This window comes from Fusobacterium sp. DD2 (assembly GCF_018205345.1).
Lineage (GTDB): Bacteria > Fusobacteriota > Fusobacteriia > Fusobacteriales > Fusobacteriaceae > Fusobacterium_A.
In genome coordinates this window covers 1-19,364 of the sequence record NZ_JADRHM010000047.1, presented here as the reverse complement: position 1 = coordinate 19,364, position 19,364 = coordinate 1, and the positions used below count along the sequence as shown (strand labels likewise).

At 30.3% G+C, this 19,364-nt stretch carries 16 protein-coding genes; 14 read left to right on the top strand and 2 right to left on the bottom strand.

All coding sequences use genetic code 11. From position 1 onward, the window contains the following. Positions 1-254 precede the first annotated feature (254 nt). From IX290_RS07960 to IX290_RS07935, 6 genes are all read left to right on the top strand, one after another. Positions 255-1,793, top strand: a complete 1,539-nt coding sequence (locus tag IX290_RS07960) for a glutathione ABC transporter substrate-binding protein (protein WP_211492685.1) — start codon at positions 255-257, stop codon at positions 1,791-1,793. 133 nt (positions 1,794-1,926) lie between these two features. Continuing rightward, positions 1,927-2,853, top strand: coding sequence for a nickel ABC transporter permease (nikB, locus tag IX290_RS07955; RefSeq protein WP_211492684.1), 927 nt, complete (start codon positions 1,927-1,929; stop codon positions 2,851-2,853). Between the two features lie 14 nt (positions 2,854-2,867). Further along, the gene (gene nikC, locus IX290_RS07950; protein WP_211492683.1) at positions 2,868-3,752 is read left to right on the top strand and encodes a nickel transporter permease; all 885 of its coding nucleotides are present in this window, start codon (positions 2,868-2,870) and stop codon (positions 3,750-3,752) included. 19 nt (positions 3,753-3,771) lie between these two features. Next, the gene (locus tag IX290_RS07945; protein ID WP_283026278.1) at positions 3,772-4,767 is read left to right on the top strand and encodes an ABC transporter ATP-binding protein; all 996 of its coding nucleotides are present in this window, start codon (positions 3,772-3,774) and stop codon (positions 4,765-4,767) included. Further along, positions 4,767-5,750, top strand: coding sequence for an oligopeptide/dipeptide ABC transporter ATP-binding protein (locus IX290_RS07940; protein ID WP_211492681.1), 984 nt, complete (start codon positions 4,767-4,769; stop codon positions 5,748-5,750). The genes IX290_RS07945 and IX290_RS07940 overlap by 1 nt, the downstream gene beginning before the upstream one ends. Positions 5,751-5,814: 64 nt before the next feature. Beyond that, positions 5,815-7,281, top strand: coding sequence for a nucleoside kinase (locus tag IX290_RS07935; protein ID WP_211492680.1), 1,467 nt, complete (start codon positions 5,815-5,817; stop codon positions 7,279-7,281). A gap of 210 nt (positions 7,282-7,491) precedes the next feature. Here IX290_RS07935 and recJ read toward each other — a convergent pair whose 3' ends face one another. Next, entirely contained in the window at positions 7,492-10,056 is a 2,565-nt protein-coding gene (recJ, locus tag IX290_RS07930; protein ID WP_211492679.1) for a single-stranded-DNA-specific exonuclease RecJ, read from the bottom strand. 14 nt (positions 10,057-10,070) lie between these two features. Then, complete coding sequence (locus IX290_RS07925) at positions 10,071-11,918, bottom strand: transglycosylase SLT domain-containing protein (RefSeq protein WP_211492678.1); 1,848 nt, start codon at positions 11,916-11,918, stop codon at positions 10,071-10,073. Between the two features lie 142 nt (positions 11,919-12,060). Here IX290_RS07925 and mutL point away from each other — a divergent pair, with 142 nt between their 5' ends. The 8 genes from mutL to IX290_RS07885 all read left to right on the top strand — a co-directional run bounded on the left by mutL (position 12,061) and on the right by IX290_RS07885 (position 19,330). Further along, entirely contained in the window at positions 12,061-13,941 is a 1,881-nt protein-coding gene (gene mutL, locus IX290_RS07920) for a DNA mismatch repair endonuclease MutL (RefSeq protein ID WP_211492677.1), read from the top strand. A gap of 33 nt (positions 13,942-13,974) precedes the next feature. After that, entirely contained in the window at positions 13,975-14,442 is a 468-nt protein-coding gene (gene rlmH / locus IX290_RS07915; protein WP_211492676.1) for a 23S rRNA (pseudouridine(1915)-N(3))-methyltransferase RlmH, read from the top strand. 29 nt (positions 14,443-14,471) lie between these two features. Beyond that, on the top strand, positions 14,472-14,813 hold the full coding sequence (locus tag IX290_RS07910) for a hypothetical protein (RefSeq protein WP_211492675.1): 342 nt from the start codon (positions 14,472-14,474) through the stop codon (positions 14,811-14,813). Next, on the top strand, positions 14,813-15,184 hold the full coding sequence (locus IX290_RS07905; RefSeq protein WP_211492674.1) for a DUF1934 family protein: 372 nt from the start codon (positions 14,813-14,815) through the stop codon (positions 15,182-15,184). Before IX290_RS07910 ends, IX290_RS07905 begins: the two co-directional genes overlap by 1 nt. An 85-nt stretch (positions 15,185-15,269) precedes the next feature. Then, on the top strand, positions 15,270-16,682 hold the full coding sequence (locus IX290_RS07900; RefSeq protein WP_211492673.1) for a tetratricopeptide repeat protein: 1,413 nt from the start codon (positions 15,270-15,272) through the stop codon (positions 16,680-16,682). A 49-nt stretch (positions 16,683-16,731) separates the two neighbouring features. Further along, positions 16,732-18,213, top strand: coding sequence for a lysine--tRNA ligase (gene lysS / locus IX290_RS07895; protein ID WP_211492672.1), 1,482 nt, complete (start codon positions 16,732-16,734; stop codon positions 18,211-18,213). 71 nt (positions 18,214-18,284) lie between these two features. After that, entirely contained in the window at positions 18,285-18,629 is a 345-nt protein-coding gene (locus IX290_RS07890) for a CidA/LrgA family protein (protein WP_211492671.1), read from the top strand. Beyond that, positions 18,629-19,330, top strand: coding sequence for an LrgB family protein (locus tag IX290_RS07885; protein WP_211492670.1), 702 nt, complete (start codon positions 18,629-18,631; stop codon positions 19,328-19,330). The genes IX290_RS07890 and IX290_RS07885 overlap by 1 nt, the downstream gene beginning before the upstream one ends. Positions 19,331-19,364: the final 34 nt, after the last annotated feature.

Sequence of the window (19,364 nt, the reverse complement as noted above, 5' to 3'; positions counted from 1 at the left end):
TTATATTTGATAATAATATACTTTCATATATAATAAGTATAAAGTATATATATATATTTTATTTGACAGAATGTGTATTATAAGTTATTTTTTAAGAAACATTATATAAAAATGCTTCAAATTTCAAAAAAAATAGTGTATGATATAAGCTAAGGAGTATCGAACAGTGATAATTGGGAGATGCTCTAAAAAAATATCATATATAAAAAAATTTTTTCAAAAAACTGAAATTTGAAAAAGGGAGGATTATGCACATGAGGAAAAAATTGTACTTACTATTATTGGGGATTATATCACTGTTTATATTTGTAGCATGCGGTGACAGTTCTTCGAAAGATGTATCAAAAGATGGTGTCAAAGACACTATTGTTGTTGCACAAGGAGCAGATGCTAAGTCACTGGATCCACACGGAACTAATGACCAACCATCATCAAGAGTTTCAGCTCAAATATATGACAGATTAGTTGAACAGGATGACGATATGAAAATCGTTCCAGGATTAGCAGAATCATGGGAACAAGTTGATCCTAAAACTGTTATTTTTCATTTAAGAAAAGGAGTTAAATTTCACAATGGTGAACCATTAAAAGCATCAGATGTTAAATTTAGCTTGGATAGAATGAAAGATTCACCTAAAGTTTCTTATATTATTGGTGAAGTTGATAGTATTGATGTAATTGATGACAACACTGTAAAAATTACTACTAAAGAACCATTTGGACCTTTATTAAACCACTTGGCTCACAATGCTGCTTCAATACTTAATGAAAAAGCTGTTAAAGAAGCTGGAGATTCTTATGGTCAACATCCAGTTGGAACTGGACCTTACAAATTTGTTTCATGGCAATCAGGAGACAGAATTGTAATGGAAGCTAACCCAGATTATTTCTTAGGAGAAACTCCTATTAAACATCTAATATTTAGAGCTATAACTGAAGATTCAAACAGAACAATTGCACTTGAAACTGGTGAAATTGATATAGCTTATGATATTCAAGGATTAGATAAAGATAGATTAAAAGCTGACGATAAGGTTAAATTTATAGAAGAACCATCATTAGGAATCGGATACTTAGGATTTAACTTAAGAAAGAAACCTTATGATGATCCTAGAGTTAGAAAAGCAATATCTTATGCAATAAATGCAGATGATATTATTGATGCTGCTTATAAAGGATCAGCTCAAAAAGCTAACTCACTTATAGGACCAAAAGTATTTGGATACAATCCAAAATCTCCTTTCCATGAATTTAATATTGAAAAGGCTAAAGAATTATTAGCAGAAGCTGGATATCCAAATGGATTTAAAACAAAAATATGGATTAATGATAACCCAGTAAGAAGAGATATTGCTGTTATATTACAAGATGAATTAAAACAAATTGGAATTGACGCAAGTGTTGAAACTCTTGAATGGGGAGCTTACTTAGAAGGAACTGCAAGAGGAGATCATGAAATGTTTATACTTGGTTGGGTTACTGTAACTGGTGACGCAGACTACGGTATGTATCCACTACTTCACCCATCATCATTTGGTGGAGCAGGAAACAGAGCTTTCTATGACAATCCAAAAGTAACAGAAATGCTTGAAAAAGCAAAAACTTCTGTAAATCAAGAAGAAAGAAAACAATTATATGCAGAAATTCAAGATATTGTTCAAGAAGATCTTCCATACTATGTATTATGTTTCCAATCTCAAAATGCTGCTATGCAAAAGAATGTGGAAAACTTTAGATTAAGACCAGCTGGTCACCATAGATTATATGGAGTTAAATTTAGCGAACAAAAATAAGAATTAATGGACATTGGTTCAAATAATTTTCAACAGAAGACTGTGTCTATCATAGTGTAGGCCAGTCTTTTGTTTAAATAAAAAAATACAGAAGAAAGGAGAGGACACTTAGCAGTAAGTGTCAAATAAGTGTATGCACAAATATGTTATAAAAAGATTGTTGTTACTTATTCCTGTACTTTTAGGGGTTTCACTTTTGGTATTTACGATTCTATCGTTAACACCAGGAGATCCGGCACAGTTAATACTTGGAGAAAGTGCTCCAAGAGAAGCTGTCTTGAAACTGAGAGAAGAAATGGGGCTTAATGATCCATTTTTACTACAGTATTTAAGATTTGTTAAAAATGCTATTCTTGGGGATTTTGGAAGATCATATACAACAGGTAGAGAGGTTTTTGGAGAAATTTTCTCTAGATTCCCTAATACATTTGTTTTAGCTGTTACAGGTATGATAATCTCAATTTGTATAGGTATACCAGTAGGAATAATATCAGCAACAAAACAATACTCATTTTTGGATAGTTTTAGTATGGTATTAGCACTTCTTGGGGTTTCAATGCCAGTATTCTGGTTAGGACTTATGTTAATTCTAGTATTTTCAGTTAAATTAGGAGTATTACCATCAGGAGGATTTGATGGACTCAAGAGTATAATTTTGCCGGCAATGACTCTTGGAGTTGGATCGGCAGCAATTATAACGAGAATGACTCGTTCGTCGATGCTCGAGGTAATAAGACAGGATTATATTAGAACTGCCAGAGCAAAAGGTGTTGCAGAAAAAGTTGTTATAAATAGACACGCTTTAAAGAATGCTCTTATCCCAATCATTACAGTTGTAGGTTTACAATTCGGTGGATTACTAGGTGGAGCAGTATTGACTGAGTCAGTTTATTCATGGCCAGGTGTAGGAAGACTTATGGTTGATGCTATAAGACAAAAAGATACACCTACAGTTCTTGCAGCAGTAGTATTTTTAGCTGCAGTATTCAGTGTAGTAAACTTACTTGTAGATATACTATATGCTTATGTAGATCCTAGAATAAAATCTCAATATAAATAGTGAGGAGGATAGAGATGCCAGCTAAAGACAATACAAAACAAACAAACAAAAAAAGAAGTCAATGGGTAGAAGTATGGAGACAATTGAAAAAAAATAAAATGGCTTTATTGGGATTAGGAATACTTATTATTCTTATTCTTGCAGCTATTTTTGCTAATCAATTGGCAGATTACGATACTGTTGTTATAAAACAAAATCTAGTTGAAAGATTACAAGCACCAAGTTCAAAACATTGGCTTGGTACAGATGAATTTGGAAGAGATATATTTGCCAGAATAGTTCATGGAGCTAGAGTATCTTTAACAGTTGGAATAGTTGCAGTAAGTATTTCAATTGTAGTTGGGGGTATTTTAGGAGCCGTTGCTGGATATTATGGTGGAATGCTTGATAACGTTATAATGAGAGCTATGGATATTTTCTTAGCTGTACCAAGTATTTTACTAGCAATAGCTATTGTATCAGCATTAGGACCAAGTCTTGCAAACTTAATGATTGCAATTAGTATTTCAAGTGTACCTAGATATGCCAGAATAGTAAGAGCATCAGTTCTTTCAATAAGAGACCAGGAATTTATAGAAGCTGCTAGAGCTATTGGTGCAAGCAATACAAGAATAATATTTAGACATATTATTCCAAATTCACTAGCTCCAGTTATTGTTCAAGGAACTTTAGGAGTTGCAAGTGCAATACTATCAACAGCAGGTCTAAGTTTTATCGGACTAGGAATTCAACCACCTGCTCCTGAATGGGGTTCTATGCTATCAGGAGGTAGACAATATCTTAGATATGCATGGTGGGTTACAACATTCCCAGGTGTAGCGATTATGATTACTATTCTATCTCTTAACCTTTTAGGGGATGGGCTAAGAGACGCATTAGACCCAAGATTGAAACAATAACAGCGAGTTAGGAGGATAACTGATGAGTGAAAAATTATTAGAGATAAAAGACTTAACTATAGAATTCGTTACAGAAGATGAAACTGTATCAGCTGTTAACGGATTGGATATGGAACTACATGAAGGGGAGACAATTGGACTTGTTGGTGAGACAGGTGCTGGAAAAACAACTTCTGCACTTGGAATCATGGGACTTGTACCAAATCCTCCTGGAAAAATTAAAAGAGGTTCTATTAAATTTGAAGGTGTTGATTTATTAAGTTTAAGTGAAGAAGAGATGAGAAAAATAAGAGGGAATAAAATATCTATGATATTCCAAGACCCTATGACTTCATTAAACCCTGTAATGACTGTAGGAGAACAGATTGCAGAAGTAATAGAGATACATGAACAGGTAAACAAAGAACAGGCATTTGAAAAAGCTAAAGAGATGCTTGAACTTGTTGGAATACCTGGTGGAAGAGCTAATGACTATCCGCACCAATTTTCAGGTGGAATGAAACAAAGAGTTGTTATAGCTATAGCTCTTGCATGTAACCCTAATCTTCTAATAGCTGACGAACCTACAACAGCACTAGACGTTACGATTCAAGCTCAGGTTTTAGACTTGATGAATGAACTTAAAGAAAAATTTAAAACAGCAATGATACTTATAACACATGACCTTGGGGTAGTTGCTCAAGCATGTGATAAAGTTGCAATAATGTATGCTGGAGAAATAGTAGAATCAGGAAGTTTAATAGATATATTTGAATCACCAAAACATCCATATACTCATGGATTATTTGGATCTATCCCTAGCTTAGATGAAGAGTGTGATAGATTAAAACCAATTCAAGGGTTAATGCCTGATCCAACAAACCTACCTCCTGGATGTAAATTTAATCCAAGATGTCCACATGCAACTGAGTTATGTTCACAACAAGCACCTAAAGTAATTGAGGTGTCACCAGGACATAAAGTAAGATGCTTAATCTGCGAAGGATTAGTACAAGAGAAGGAGGAGAAGAAATAATGGCAAATGAAAATTCAAATGTTTTACTAGAAGCTAGAAATTTAAAAAAATATTTCACAACTCCTAAAGGACTTTTACACGCAGTTGATGACATTAACTTTACAATTAAAGAGGGAAAAACTCTTGGTGTAGTTGGAGAGTCAGGATGTGGAAAGTCTACAACAGGAAGAGTTATATTAAGACTTCTTGAAGCTACAGATGGAGATATAATATTTGAAGGTAAAAATGTTAGAGAATGTTCAAAAGAGGAAATGAGAGAATTAAGACAAAAAATGCAAATTATTTTCCAAGACCCTTTTGCATCTTTAAATCCTAGAATGACTGTTAGTGAAATCATAGCTGAACCACTTATAATTCATAAGAAATGTAAAAACAAAGAGGAACTTGGTAAAAGAGTAAGAGAACTTATGAATATAGTTGGTTTAAGTGAAAGACTTATTAATACATATCCACATGAGCTAGATGGTGGAAGAAGACAAAGAATTGGAATTGCTAGAGCTTTGGCTTTAAGACCTAAATTTATAGTATGTGACGAGCCAGTATCAGCACTTGACGTATCAATTCAAGCTCAAGTATTAAACCTTATGAAAGACTTACAGGAAGAATTTAAATTGACTTATATGTTTATTACGCATGACTTGTCAGTTGTTAAACATTTTTCTGATGATATTGCTGTTATGTATTTAGGACAGTTAGTTGAAAAAGCACCATCAAAAATGCTTTTCAAGAATCCAATACACCCATATACAAAAGCACTTTTATCAGCTATACCTGTGCCAAGTGTTAAAAAGAAAATGGAAAGAATCAAACTTCAAGGTGAGATCACTTCTCCTATCAATCCTGAAAAAGGATGTAGATTTGCTAAAAGATGTGTTTATGCAAAAGATATTTGTAGACAGGAAGATCCAAAACTTGTTGAAGTTGGACAAGGACATTTTTATGCTTGTCACTTAGCTGAAGAACTTGGATTTGTAGAGAAATAAAAAATTTAAGAGAATGGCTTTTGGGTCATTCTCTTTTTTAAAATAGCAGAAATAGGAGGTCATAATGGTAAATTTTAATGTCAAAACATATTTTACAACCTTGAAACTTGTACTTTTAAAAGCAGCATATTCAGTTTTTCCAAATGCTGAAATACTTATTGATAATTCATTAAATAATGGTACTTATGGTGAGATACATAAGCTTGGAAGAGAATTGACTCAAGAAGATTTAGATCTTATTAATAAAAAGATAAGAGAGATTATAGCTAAAAATTATCCTATTACCTTAATATGTGATAATAATGAAGAATTGAGAAAACGTAGTGATTATATTGCTAGAAAAGATATTAAAAAACTTCTTGATTATAGCGTGTGGACTGGAATAATGGAATATGAGATAGATGGATATAGAGACTATGTCTATGAAAAACCATATGAGAGTACAGGAAACATAAATGTCTATGAGCTTACAAAATATAACAATGGATTTTTACTTAAATATCCTGTTACTGCAGATGGGCTATTACCACCTGAGATAGATACTCCAAAAGTTGCAAAAGTTTTTAGTGATGCAAGTGAATGGAATAGAATTCTTGGTGTTGAATATATAGGAGATCTGAATGAAAAGGTAGTTAAAAAAGAGATAGCTGAACTAATTAGGGTTAATGAGGCTTTACATCATAAAGAGATAGCAAGAATTGCACATCAGATATCTAGTAACCCAAATATAAATCTTGTTACAATAGCGGGACCATCATCTTCTGGTAAGACTACTTTTAGTAAAAGATTATATATTCACCTGAGAGCTAATGGTGTTAAACCAATAGTTATATCTCTAGATAACTATTATATTGGTAGAGATAATGTACCATTAGATGAAGAAGGGAAAAAAGATTTTGAAACTATAGAAGCTCTGGATCTTGAACTTTTAAATAAAAATCTTACAGATTTAATTGCTGGTGAAGAGGTAGAGATTCCTGTATATAACTTTGTAACAGGAGAAAGAGAAGAAAAAGGGGTAAAAATGAAGGTCCCTGAAGAACATGGACTTATTATTATTGAAGGAATTCATGGGCTTAATGAAAGACTTACAAAAGATATCCCAAGAGATCACAAGTTTAAGATTTATACAAGCTGTCTGACTCAATTAAATATTGATAGACACAATAGAATATCTACAAGTGATGTGAGAGAGATAAGAAGACTTGTTAGAGACAGTTTGTCAAGAGATGAGGATGGAGAAGGAACTTTAGCAATGTGGAAATCTGTAAGACGTGGTGAAGAAAAGCATATATTCCCTTACCAGGAAGATGCAGATGCATTGTTTAACAGTAACCTTGTTTATGAACTTGGAATTTTGAAAAGTTATGCATTAAGAGAACTTATAAAGATAAGACCAAACAGTCCATACTATGAAGAGGCAAAAAGAATATTAAGTTTCTTACACTGTTTTGTTGATATTGACGCAAATTTAGTTCCAGGAGATTCAATCCTTAAAGAATTTATTGGAAATAGTATATTTTATGATTAAAAAAGGAGCTGTTGCAAATTTGTAAAAGATAAAATCCTCTAAGCTATCAATAGTTTCTATTTATATTGCTTACAGAAAGAAAATTTGAAACTCACTTCGTTCAAACAGTCAAATTTTCAGTATTCTGTTTTGCTGCATAAATTGTGAAACTATTTCTAATGCCGAGGATTTTATTTTTACAGTTTTATGAATGCAACAGCCCATTTAATTTTACATATATATAAAGATATCTCTTGTACAGTAAAGAACTGAATAGCTCTTTAGTTTTTTTAGAATATTTATTCTATCCTGAATAGGCAGTTTTCTTGAGAATATCTTTTCTTTTTCATAAATACTGTCGTTATCAATTAAAACAATATTTTCAGGAAGATTAAAACTATCTTTAATTAAAGTAAAAGATGAATCTTCTTCAATTTCATTTTCAGAGAAAATAAGAGAAGGTTTATCATTTATAACTTTATCCTTTGGATTAATCCATATATAGAAGTCATATCCCTCCTTATAATCACCTGAAACTTCAATCATATTTAAACTCTTAGAAGGAAGTAGTTCAGTAGTAATACAAAGAGCTTTTTTCCCAATACTTTTATAAAAAAGGCCTATAGTTTGTATTATTGTATTAACTCCTCTATTTCTTTTGCATATAGCAAGAGTGTTGTTTTTTTTCTTAAAAACAGATGCTAAAACTTTCTTTTGGAAAGAGTTATAGTTAAAATTTCCTATTAAGAAATTTTTAATCTCTGTAAAAAGTTCCCCTGGCTTAAGTGCATATGATTTAAAATTATAATTTTTATCTATAACAATATGTATATTATAATTTTCATCTTTTAAAATTACATCTTTTACTGTTGCACAGAAATCATAGTTGTATTTATCTTTTAGTTGACAAAGGATATATGAAGTTTGATTATCTAAAGTAGTCAAGTAACTTCTATTTATTGTTAAATCCACCTCTCCATCATGATATACAAGTTTTAAATTAGAAGAGTCTATTTTTCTTCTTGTATAAATGACTACTTCTAAAGGGAATGCTGTGTCATAGATAGATGCACACTCTTTATAATAATTCTCATTAGATGTAGGATCTTGAATATCTTCAACATACATCTTATACTGATATCTATCTTTATAACTTTCAAGTTTTAATTTAAATGCAATATCAGCTTTTTTCATTTTTACAATATCCTGAAATACATCCTCACTGTTAAACCATACACAGTTTCTTATCTCAATATTGTCTTTTCTGGCATTGAACATCAAGTGGTTTTTATCCTGCCCAATAGCTCTTATGCCATCTATATCACAGGAATTAAGTGCAAAAACAGGAGATGGATTACCAAATCCAAAAGGTTCAAGAGCTGATATCTTATTGATAAAGTCGTACGATATCTTATAAGCAGGTATTGATATATCAATTTTTATAGGTTTAATTAGATTATAATCAGAGATAACTGCTTTAGCATATTCATTTAGTTTTTTAGAAAACTCATCAATATTTTCGATTTTTATAGAAAATCCTGCAGCTCCAGCATGTCCACCATATTTAAGGAGAAGATCTCCTAATTTATCAATTGCTTCTATCATATTAAATCCTTCAATACTTCTGCAGGATGCAACTGCTATCCCTTCATCTTTTTTTATCTCCATAATAATTGTGGGCTTATAGTATCTATCAAGTATTTTAGATGCAACAATTCCAATTACCCCATGGTGGAATTTTTCTTTTGCAACTATAATAACTGTGTTTTCATATAGTTTATTTTTTTCAATAGTTTCTACTGCCTGCTCAAATATATCCTCCTGTATCGCTTTTCTTTCGCTATTATTATGTAGAAGTTCACTGATTATAGCAGTACATTTTACATGATCTTTTTCAATAAAAAGTTCAACAGCTTTTTTTGCATCTTCAAGTCTTCCTGCAGCATTGAAAATTGGTGCAATAATAAATCCAATATCGTATGTACTTATTTTTCTAGTGTTATAGTCTTCAAATAATTTTTTAATAAGCATTTTTACACCAAGAGATGAGCTGTGTTTTAATTGCTCCATACCAATTTTAGTAAAAATTCTATTTTCTTCAACTAATGGGACTATATCTGCTACAGTACCAATAGAAACTATATCAAGATATTTAAAAATTTCTTCTTTTATTCCAAGTTTTGTATAAAGTGCATATAAAACCATAAAAGAGGTTCCAACACCAGCTAAATATTTGAATTTAAAGGCGTTATCTTCCCTTTTAGGATTGATTACAGCAAGAGCAGGTGGATTACCATGGTTAATCTCATGATGGTCTGTAACAATGATTTCAAGGCCTAATTCATTTGCATACTTTATCTCTTCATGAGAAGAGATTCCACAGTCCACTGTGATTATAACTTGTCCACCCTGGTCAGCAATATGTTTCATTGCTTCCTTATTTAAACCATATCCCTCATCACGAAGTGGGATATAGTAATTAGGTGTAATTCCTATTTCTGAAAGAGCCATATAGAAAAGAGAGGTTGAAGTTATTCCATCAACATCATAATCACCATAAATCCAGACATTTTCGTTATTATTTTTAGCTTTTATAATTCTTTCTACAGCTATATCCATATCCTTTAATGTAAAAGGATCATGAATATTATCTATAGATGTATTAATAAAGGAGTATATATCTTCATCAGATTTAATTCCTCTATTGTGTAAAAGATTTACAATATCTTTATCCACATTGAGATTTGAGATATTTTCAGAATCTACCTTTCTGTATATCCATCTTGTATTTCTCATCTGGTTATTCCTCCTTAGTACTCATATAATTTTGAGTAAAAAACAAAGGTCAAAAACATATTTTCTAAATAGTATCTCTCTTCTGGAATGATAATTGAGTTAAAACTTAAATCATTATTATCACTAAAATATAGTGAAGATACATATTTTTGACCATGCACATAGGCAATTAATGCCTTTAATTTATTTCCTTCGTATAGGTCAAGATATTTTCTAAGTAATTTTGTACCAATTTCTATATTAACTTGTGGATCAAAAACTTGAAATAGTGAGTATCCCTGGTTACCTTCAGGAGTAATTCCCATAAGTCCAAATCGGGAATCTTCAGAGACATAGTAGATATTAAATCCACTTATATTATTTAAAATTGTATATATCATCTCTTGTGGTACGTCATATTTTTTAGAACAATAGTTTACTTCATCTTTAAAGTATCTTGGATAATTATATCTTAACAGATCTTTATACTGTAAGAACTCTCCCATATACTCATTAGAGTTTCTCAAAGCTAAATGGTAAAATTGTCCATTTTCAAGAATTACTGTTGTAGAGTATCCATATGCAATATTTCCCTTATTTAAAAAATTTCCCTTATCAAATGCAATTTGTAGTAAATCTTTATCTCCAAACTCTGCAATTTGTGAAAGTTGGTCAATTTCAAGTAAATCTGCCTTTTTAATAAAATCAGACGGCAGTGGTTTGGAATTAATAATTACAGTTGATGCAAGTTTTCCTAAATTCTGAATAGAAGATATCTTTGTAGGTATATCTTTTGTATGTTTTAAAAGAAGCATAAAATAAGTAGCTGTATAACTACTTGGATAATTTTGTATAACTTCTTTTGCAACTTTATCAAAAGCTTTTTCATTTCCTAAATATAGATATGAAAAACCAAGCATACTTTGTGAGATTATATTTTTATCTGTTACTAATTTTGCATTATCTATTGTACTTTTATAATCTCCTAAAGCAAAATAAATACCTGCAGCATAGTATCTTGCCATAGACATATATTTTTTATCCTTTATACCATCAAATAGAAAAAGTGCTCTGGTAAAATCCTTTAACTGATAAAATGCGAGTCCTCTATAAAAATTATATAGATCTTTATATTCTTTAGGTGGAGTACTTGTATATTTAATAAGGTCTTTATAATCATTAAGCTGAATTAATACTTTTAAATATCTTTTATTTACAGTTTCTCCGTATCCATCTAAAGGTGTATTTTTTAAAATATATTCATAAAAATCTTTTGCAATTTTATAATTTTTTTGTGATGCATAATAATCTCCGATTCTTAATAATTCAGGTATCGTCATAGTATTGATTTTAGAAAAATCATAGTGGAATTTCAGAGCTTCTTTATTTTTAAATTGAGGATCGTATTTTCCTAATATCTCTAAAGCTTTCTCCTCATAATGAGCAGCAAATGGGAAGAAAGTGTTATAATCTACTCTTTGCAGATATATTTTACCTTTTTCAATATCTCCAATATTTATTAAAGATTGTCCAAGAGAAAAGTCTCTCTCTGAAAAGAAAATTATTTTTTCAAGGTCACTGTCATTGGAAAAAAGAGATTTTTTAGGAGTATATACTGCTTTTTCAAGATAAAGAGCAGCTTTTTTATAATCTTTTAGCTCATAATAAGTCATTCCAATAAAAAAATATGCATAATTTTCATTAAATACAGTTGAAGATGAAAATGTTCGCAGCAATACCTCAAAATTCTTTTTGGCATTTTCATAATCTGCACTGTAATAAGCATTTTTTCCATCAATAAAAATCTTATAATCTTCATAGTTATTTGAAAATGTTAATGTATATATTAAAAAGGTTAGAATTGATATTATTATTTTTTTCATAGATACACCTCTTATCTGTTACTTACCCTTAATTATCTCAAAATAAGTAAGAAATAGCAATTATATTTTATAAAAACTTCTTGAAATAATTTGCAAAGTATTAGATAATTAAAAAGAACAGTTATTTTTTGGAGGTGAAAAAATGGGAAAAATAAAAATACTTGATGAGTCAGTATCAAATATGATAGCTGCAGGGGAAGTTGTTGAAAACCCAGCAAGTATGATAAAGGAACTTCTTGAAAATTCACTTGATGCAGGAAGTAAAACTATAGAGATAGATATAAAAAATGGCGGTCGTGATGTAAAAATAAGTGATGATGGATATGGAATGACCAAAGAGGATTTACTTATGTCAGTGGAAAGACATGCTACAAGTAAAATATCTAAAAAGGATGACCTTTATAATCTTTTTACATATGGATTTAGAGGAGAAGCTCTTTCATCTATAGCTGCAGTTTCAAGAATATCAATGTCATCGAGAACTGAAGAGGATCAAATTGGTAGTTATATCACTGTACTTGGTGGAAAAGTTACTGGACTTAAAGAGTTACAAAGAAATAGAGGGACTACTATTGAGATAAAGGATCTGTTTTTCAATACTCCAGCAAGACTTAAATTTTTGAGAAAACCATCTACAGAGTATGGAAATATAAAGGATATAATAATGCAGGAAGCACTAGCAAATCCTGAGATTTCAATCACTTTAATTTTAGATGGAAAAATAAGTATAAGAACAAGTGGAAATGGAATAGATAATGCTATTGTAGAGATATTTGGAAAAAATGTTCTAAAAAATCTTAAGCAGTTTGAACTTGGTTTTTTAGGAAATGGTGTATTATATAGAAGTACAAGAGACTCAATATTTACCTTTGTAAATAATAGAATGGTTAAATCTAAAATCTTAGAAGATGCAATAATAGATGGATATTATACAAAACTTATGAAAGGAAAGTATCCTTTTGCAATTCTATTTTTAACTGTTGATCCCAAAGAGGTAGATGTCAATGTTCATCCATCTAAGAAAATAGTTAAATTTTCAAATGAAGAAGAGATATATGAATTTGTATTAAAAAAGATAGAAAAATGTTTTGAGGGAGATGATGATTTTGTATCTCCAACATTAACTGAAAAAATAGAGAGTGATGATAAAAGATTTCTTGATTTTTCAGATTTTGAGCAGTTTACACCTATAAAGACTGAAACTCAGAGTTTTAAAGAGATGGAAGATTTTGCACCTGTTAATTATGAAAAAATAGATAAAAGAGAAGAGTTTCAAAATACAGATAATAATATAGTAAATAAAAAATGGGAACCAAAGGAAACATTTTATAATCCTGAAATTGAAAAACGTGTTAGCATAGGAATAGAAGATTTGGAAAAAAACTATTATTCAGAGAAGGAAGAGATAGTTGAAAAACCTGCAGAGTGTAAAAAGAGTGAAGATAAACCTAAAGAGAAAACAGTTAATTTTAGAGTTATAGGTCAAGTTTTTGATACTTTTATATTAGTTGAAAGAGATGGAATATTTGAAATATATGATCAGCACATAGTACATGAAAGAATACTTTACGAAAAGCTAAAAAAAATGTATTATAGTGATAAAACAAGTATGCAACAACTTTTAGTTCCAATAAGAGTTATTACAGATCCAAGAGAGATGGAGATAATAGCTGAAAATATGGATAATTTTAAAAAGGCTGGTTTTGAAATAGATAGATTTTCAGATAATGAAATTCTTATTAGAGCGGTACCAATGCTTGAATTTAATGAAAGTATTGAAAATATATTTAGAAATGTTTTAAATAATATAAAAGAAAAGAGATATACTGATATCAGAGAGAATATACTTATATCGATGTCTTGTAAGGGAGCTATAAAAGCTAATCATAAACTTTCAATTGAAGATATGACAACAATGATTACAAAACTCCATGAAATTGGAGAGTATACATGCCCACATGGAAGGCCAATAATTGTGAAGATAACCTTAGATGATTTAGAAAAACTGTTTAAAAGAAAATAATAGTTGAGAAATAAAAGAAGTAGGAGTATTATAGTGAATATAAATTTAGTTTGTATAGGAAAAGTGAAGGAAAAATATATTACTGATGGGATAAATGAGTTCTTGAAAAGAATGCAATCTTTTGCTAAAATGAAGATAATAGAACTTAAAGAGGATGGAAATGATAATAATAGAAATATTTCTATTGAGAAAGAATCACAGGATATATTAAAAACTCTTGAAAAAATTGGAGGGTATACAGTACTTTTAGATATTCAAGGGAAAAACTATTCCTCAGAGGAGATGGCAGAAGAGATTGAAAAATTAACTGTAGGAGGAGTCAGTACTATTAACTTTGTAATTGGCGGTTCATATGGTGTATCTCAAAGCATAAGAGAGAATAGTCAAATGAGACTTAGTTTCTCAAAAATGACATTTCCTCATCAACTTATGAGACTTATCTTGGTGGAACAGATATACAGATGGTTTAGCATCATCAACAATGGTAAATATCACAAATAACGAATGAAAATTTATTAGGAGGTTAATTTATGTATTCACAAGGTGAAACTTTTTATCACGATATTGACGATGAAGAGTATGAACTTCAGGTAGTAGATACTATCACTATGAGAGATAGGGAATATATTATAGCAGAGGATTTTGACGGAAAATTTCATGTTTTCTTATATGATGAAGATGAAGATGAAATTGTTCTTCTAGATGAATTTGATGCTGCAGACGTTATTGATTACTGGGAAGATGAATATCTATCAGGAGATGACATCGGAGATTACGAAGATGATGAATATTATGATAGAGAAGATGAAGAATATCAGGATAGATACGATAATGAAAACTATGGTAGCGATGATGATGAGGACTATTATTAATGCCTAAGTTTATAGTAAAGAGCAGTGACTCATATAATGACAAAAATTATGAAATAGTAAAAGGTGATATAAAAACTGCTGGAGAATGGTTGGTATATACCTATGAAAGCAGATTAGGCAGATGTGAAGTGCATTTTTCTGAAAAGAGAGTTATTATTTCCAGAAAAGGTGAGGTTTCAGCAATTATAGATGTAGACTTGGAAAAAACAACAGAATTTGTATATGCTACAAAGGAGTTGAGAAAGAAGTTTAATATAAAAGGTGAAAGAATCACAAGAGATGAAGAAAAAGGAATAATAGAATTTTCTTATAAAATATATGATGATAATGTAGAAATTAATAAAATAGAGATATCTATAAAAAATTATTAGAATTGAAAGAAGATGACGAAAAAAGCGATGCATAAATATAACATGTTCCTTTATGTCATCTTCTTTTCTTAAGTGGAGGGATTAAATGAAAAAACTAGTATATGTATGCCTTGTATTGGGACTGTGTAGTTGTACAAATGTAGGTACTGATTTTTCAGATATTTTTGAAAGTGTTCAGACTAATCAAAGTGAAATTATGCCAGAACTAAAAACTGAGAAAATAGTATTGAATACATATGCTCCTGAAGGAATACTTAATAATATATCAGATAGATTAAGAGCTGGAAATATAAGAGAATACAATGGAAGTTATAGAAGAACCTATGAGGTATATGTTGGAGATTATCTTTCAATTCCTTTAAATATTGGAGAAAATACTTATAATATGGTAAAATATCCAAATGGAGTTCAATACAGTGTTCAGATAAAAGATGGAAAACTTTTATTTAGAAGTTTATATCAGGGAACATATGAACTTATGCTTTACTCAGGAGGAGCATTTAGCAGAAAAATTACTATTGAGAATAAAATGTACTATGAATTTACAGAACAAAATAACTATGATATAATTTCACAATGCTATGCTCAAAGAAACTTAAAGGGATTAAATGATAGTATCGCTATACACAGAATAGCATTTCCTAATAGTTTTAGAGATAAGGAACTTTCATTCCTGCTAATTGACCTTGCATCAAAAGATGGAAATACTAAGATAATGAAAGATGAGATTAACTTTTTACAAAAAAATGCAACTTTAACAGATTATGATAAAATGCAACTTATTAAATCTTTAGAGATAATGAAAGATACTGACTATGAGATGCCAAGTGAACTTTTAAAATATGATGTACAATCAAATCAATTAAATTTAGAAGTTGCAAAAATATTAGCTGAAAAGAAAAATATTTCATCATCAGAGGTACTTTTCCTTGAAAAAGTTTATAAAAACAGTGAAGATGGAAAATTTTTAGGTAAAGTAATTGGAAACTGGTATATTGTAAATGGAAACTTACTAAAAGGAAAAGAATATCTTGAAAATAGTGAGGGAGCACCAGAATTTAATACAAGCTTTGGAAATCCTTTCCAAACCAGCACACCAGTTCTTACTCCTGAAGAACAAAATTACCAGCAATTTAAAGGATTTTTAAATGACGGTAAGAGAAGTTTTGACAATGAAAACTATGTAGAAGCTATAATGTATTTGGAAAAAGCTTTAGGAATGGATAAGAATTATAACGAAGAAAAAGATATATATTATTATTTAGGACAGAGCTATTTTAGAACAGGTGACTATTCAAAAGCTGTAACAGAATTTAAAAAATCGTTAAATTTAGAAAAAAATGATGAAAAAAAAGCAGAAATATATTATAATATAGGAATGTTATACGAAAAACTTGGAGATAAAGAGCAAGCTGTAAATTATTTCACATATGTTATACAAAATTACAAAAATTCGCCTTGGGGAGTAAAAAGCAGTATGCATATATTACAGCAATAAATTAGTTATTAATTCATATGAATAAATTATTTAGAAAAAGGAGAGACCTATGGAAAAATATTTTGATAGGATAGCAGACGACAGTCTAGTTATGGAAAAATGGAAAAAAGTCGATGAACTTAAAGAAATGGGAGTTAAACCATTTGGGGAGAGATTCGATAAGAAAGATATGATAGGAGAAATCTTAAAACACAATCCTGAAGAAGAAAAGACATTTAAAACAGCTGGAAGACTTATGTCTTTAAGAGGTAAAGGAAAGACTGCTTTTGGTCATATAGAAGATATAACTGGTAAGATTCAAGTTTATTTAAGAAAAGACCAATTAGGAGAAGAAAACTACGCTATAGTTAAAAAACTAAGTGTTGGAGACATCATAGGTGTTGAAGGAACTCTATTTGTAACTTCTACTGGAGAACTTACACTAAGAGCTATGGTAGTAACACTTCTTTCTAAAAATATCAGACCATTACCTGAAAAATTCCATGGATTAACTGATACTGAAACAAGATATAGAAAAAGATATCTTGATTTAATTATGAATAGTGAAGTAAGAGATACATTCATAAAAAGAACAAAAATAATAAGCGGAATCAGAAGAATTCTTGATAGTAAAGGATTCTTAGAAGTTGAAACTCCACTTATGCACCCAATCCTTGGTGGAGCAGCTGCAAAACCATTCATTACTCACCACAACACATTAGATATTGATTTATATCTAAGAATAGCTCCAGAACTATACTTAAAAAGACTTATAGTTGGAGGAATGGAAAGAGTTTATGAATTAGGAAGAAACTTCAGAAATGAAGGTATGAGTACTAGACATAACCCTGAATTTACAATGGTTGAGCTATATCAAGCTTATGCTGACTACAGAGATATGATGGACCTTGCTGAAGAAATAATCAGTACTTTAGCAAAAGAAATAACTGGTTTATCAACAATTACATATAATGGCAAAGAATTAGTATTAGAAAACTTCAGAAGAGTTCATATGGTAGATTTAATAAAAGAAGTAACTGGAGTTGACTTCTGGGATAAAAATATCACATTTGAACAAGCTAAAGCACTTGCTGATAAGCATCATGTTGAAGTTCCAGAACATATGAATACAGTTGGACATATTATAAACCAATTCTTCGAAGAAAAATGTGAAGAAACAATTGTTCAACCTACATTTGTATTTGGACACCCAGTTGAAATTTCACCTCTATCTAAGAGAAATGAAGAAGATTCAAGATTCACAGATAGATTTGAATTATTCATAGATGCAAGAGAATATGCAAATGCTTTCTCTGAGTTACAAGACCCAGCAGACCAAAGAGGAAGATTTGAAGATCAAGTTGAGGAAGCTGAAAGAGGAAACGACGAAGCTACACCAGTTATTGATGACGACTTCGTAGAAGCTCTAGAATATGGATTACCACCTACAGGAGGAATGGGAATCGGAATAGATAGACTTATAATGCTTCTTACAAATTCTGAATCTATAAGAGACGTATTATACTTCCCACAAATGAAACCAAGAGACTAATTAATAGCTAAATTTTACCAATGAATGAGATAGCTAGGCTATCTCATTTGTTGTTTAAAGAGGAGAAAATAATGTTAAGAGAATTTTTACTAATATTCGTTATCAACTACATAGGGGTTATCATCGCACAAGTTTTTAAATTGCCAATACCAGGAACAATATTAGGGATGTTGTTACTGTTTATATTATTATATACAAAGGTATTAAAAGTATCTTCAATAGAAAGAGCAGCTAATTTTTTGCTTCTTAATATGACAATTTTCTTTTTGCCACCATCAGTTGAACTATTAGATACAATGTATTTACTTAAAAATGGAACACTTAAAATTGTATTTTTAGTTATATTTTCAACACTTCTTACTATGGTTGTTACAGCTAAAACAGTTGAATTTTTAATAAAGAGGGTGGATAAATAATGAGAGAAATTATTATTAAGATAACTGAAACACCTCTATTTGGTGTTATTATAAGTTTAGTTGCTTTTGAAATTGGGATGTATATATTTAAAAAGACTAAAATGGCAGTTTTTAATCCTCTTCTTATAGCAACAATAATTGTTATGGGATTTTTACACTTCTTTACTGTACCTGTAAAAAACTACATGCTTGGAGCAAATTTTGTAGTGTTTTTTCTAGCACCAGCTACTGTTGTTTTAGCTGTGCCACTATTTCAAAAAATAGATATGTTGAAAAAATACTTTGTACCAATAATTGGTGGAGGTATAGTTGGAGCTGTTACTGCAATTCTTTCAGTAGTAGCAATTGGTAAATTTTTAGGTATAGATCATGATTTACTTCTATCTTTTATGCCTAAATCTATTACAACACCTATTGGGATAGAGGTATCAAGAATGCTTGGAGGTATCCCATCAATTACAGTGTTTGCTATTATAATAACAGGGATAACTGGTAACGTTACTGCACCATTTATTTACTCTCTATTTAGAATAAAACATCCAGTGGCAAAAGGTCTTGGACTTGGAATATCAAGTCACGCTGTTGGAACAAGTAGAGCAATTCAAATGGGTGAGATAGAAGGAGCTATGAGTGCTTTATCTATCGTTATAGCAGGTATTTTAACATTAGCCTTAGCACCATTGGTAAAAATATTACTTTAATTATTTGATATAAAAGGGACATTTTAGATGTCCT

Coding starts and splice junctions, on each gene's coding strand:
- nikB (WP_211492684.1), top strand. CDS start 1,927: ATGCACAAATATGTTATAAAAAGATTGTTGTTACTTATTCCTGTACTT.
- IX290_RS07910 (WP_211492675.1), top strand. CDS start 14,472: ATGTATTCACAAGGTGAAACTTTTTATCACGATATTGACGATGAAGAG.
- IX290_RS07890 (WP_211492671.1), top strand. CDS start 18,285: ATGTTAAGAGAATTTTTACTAATATTCGTTATCAACTACATAGGGGTT.
- IX290_RS07885 (WP_211492670.1), top strand. CDS start 18,629: ATGAGAGAAATTATTATTAAGATAACTGAAACACCTCTATTTGGTGTT.
- lysS (WP_211492672.1), top strand. CDS start 16,732: ATGGAAAAATATTTTGATAGGATAGCAGACGACAGTCTAGTTATGGAA.
- recJ (WP_211492679.1), bottom strand. CDS start 10,056: ATGAGAAATACAAGATGGATATACAGAAAGGTAGATTCTGAAAATATC.
- IX290_RS07960 (WP_211492685.1), top strand. CDS start 255: ATGAGGAAAAAATTGTACTTACTATTATTGGGGATTATATCACTGTTT.
- mutL (WP_211492677.1), top strand. CDS start 12,061: ATGGGAAAAATAAAAATACTTGATGAGTCAGTATCAAATATGATAGCT.
- IX290_RS07925 (WP_211492678.1), bottom strand. CDS start 11,918: ATGAAAAAAATAATAATATCAATTCTAACCTTTTTAATATATACATTA.
- IX290_RS07935 (WP_211492680.1), top strand. CDS start 5,815: ATGGTAAATTTTAATGTCAAAACATATTTTACAACCTTGAAACTTGTA.
- IX290_RS07940 (WP_211492681.1), top strand. CDS start 4,767: ATGGCAAATGAAAATTCAAATGTTTTACTAGAAGCTAGAAATTTAAAA.
- nikC (WP_211492683.1), top strand. CDS start 2,868: ATGCCAGCTAAAGACAATACAAAACAAACAAACAAAAAAAGAAGTCAA.
- IX290_RS07900 (WP_211492673.1), top strand. CDS start 15,270: ATGAAAAAACTAGTATATGTATGCCTTGTATTGGGACTGTGTAGTTGT.
- IX290_RS07905 (WP_211492674.1), top strand. CDS start 14,813: ATGCCTAAGTTTATAGTAAAGAGCAGTGACTCATATAATGACAAAAAT.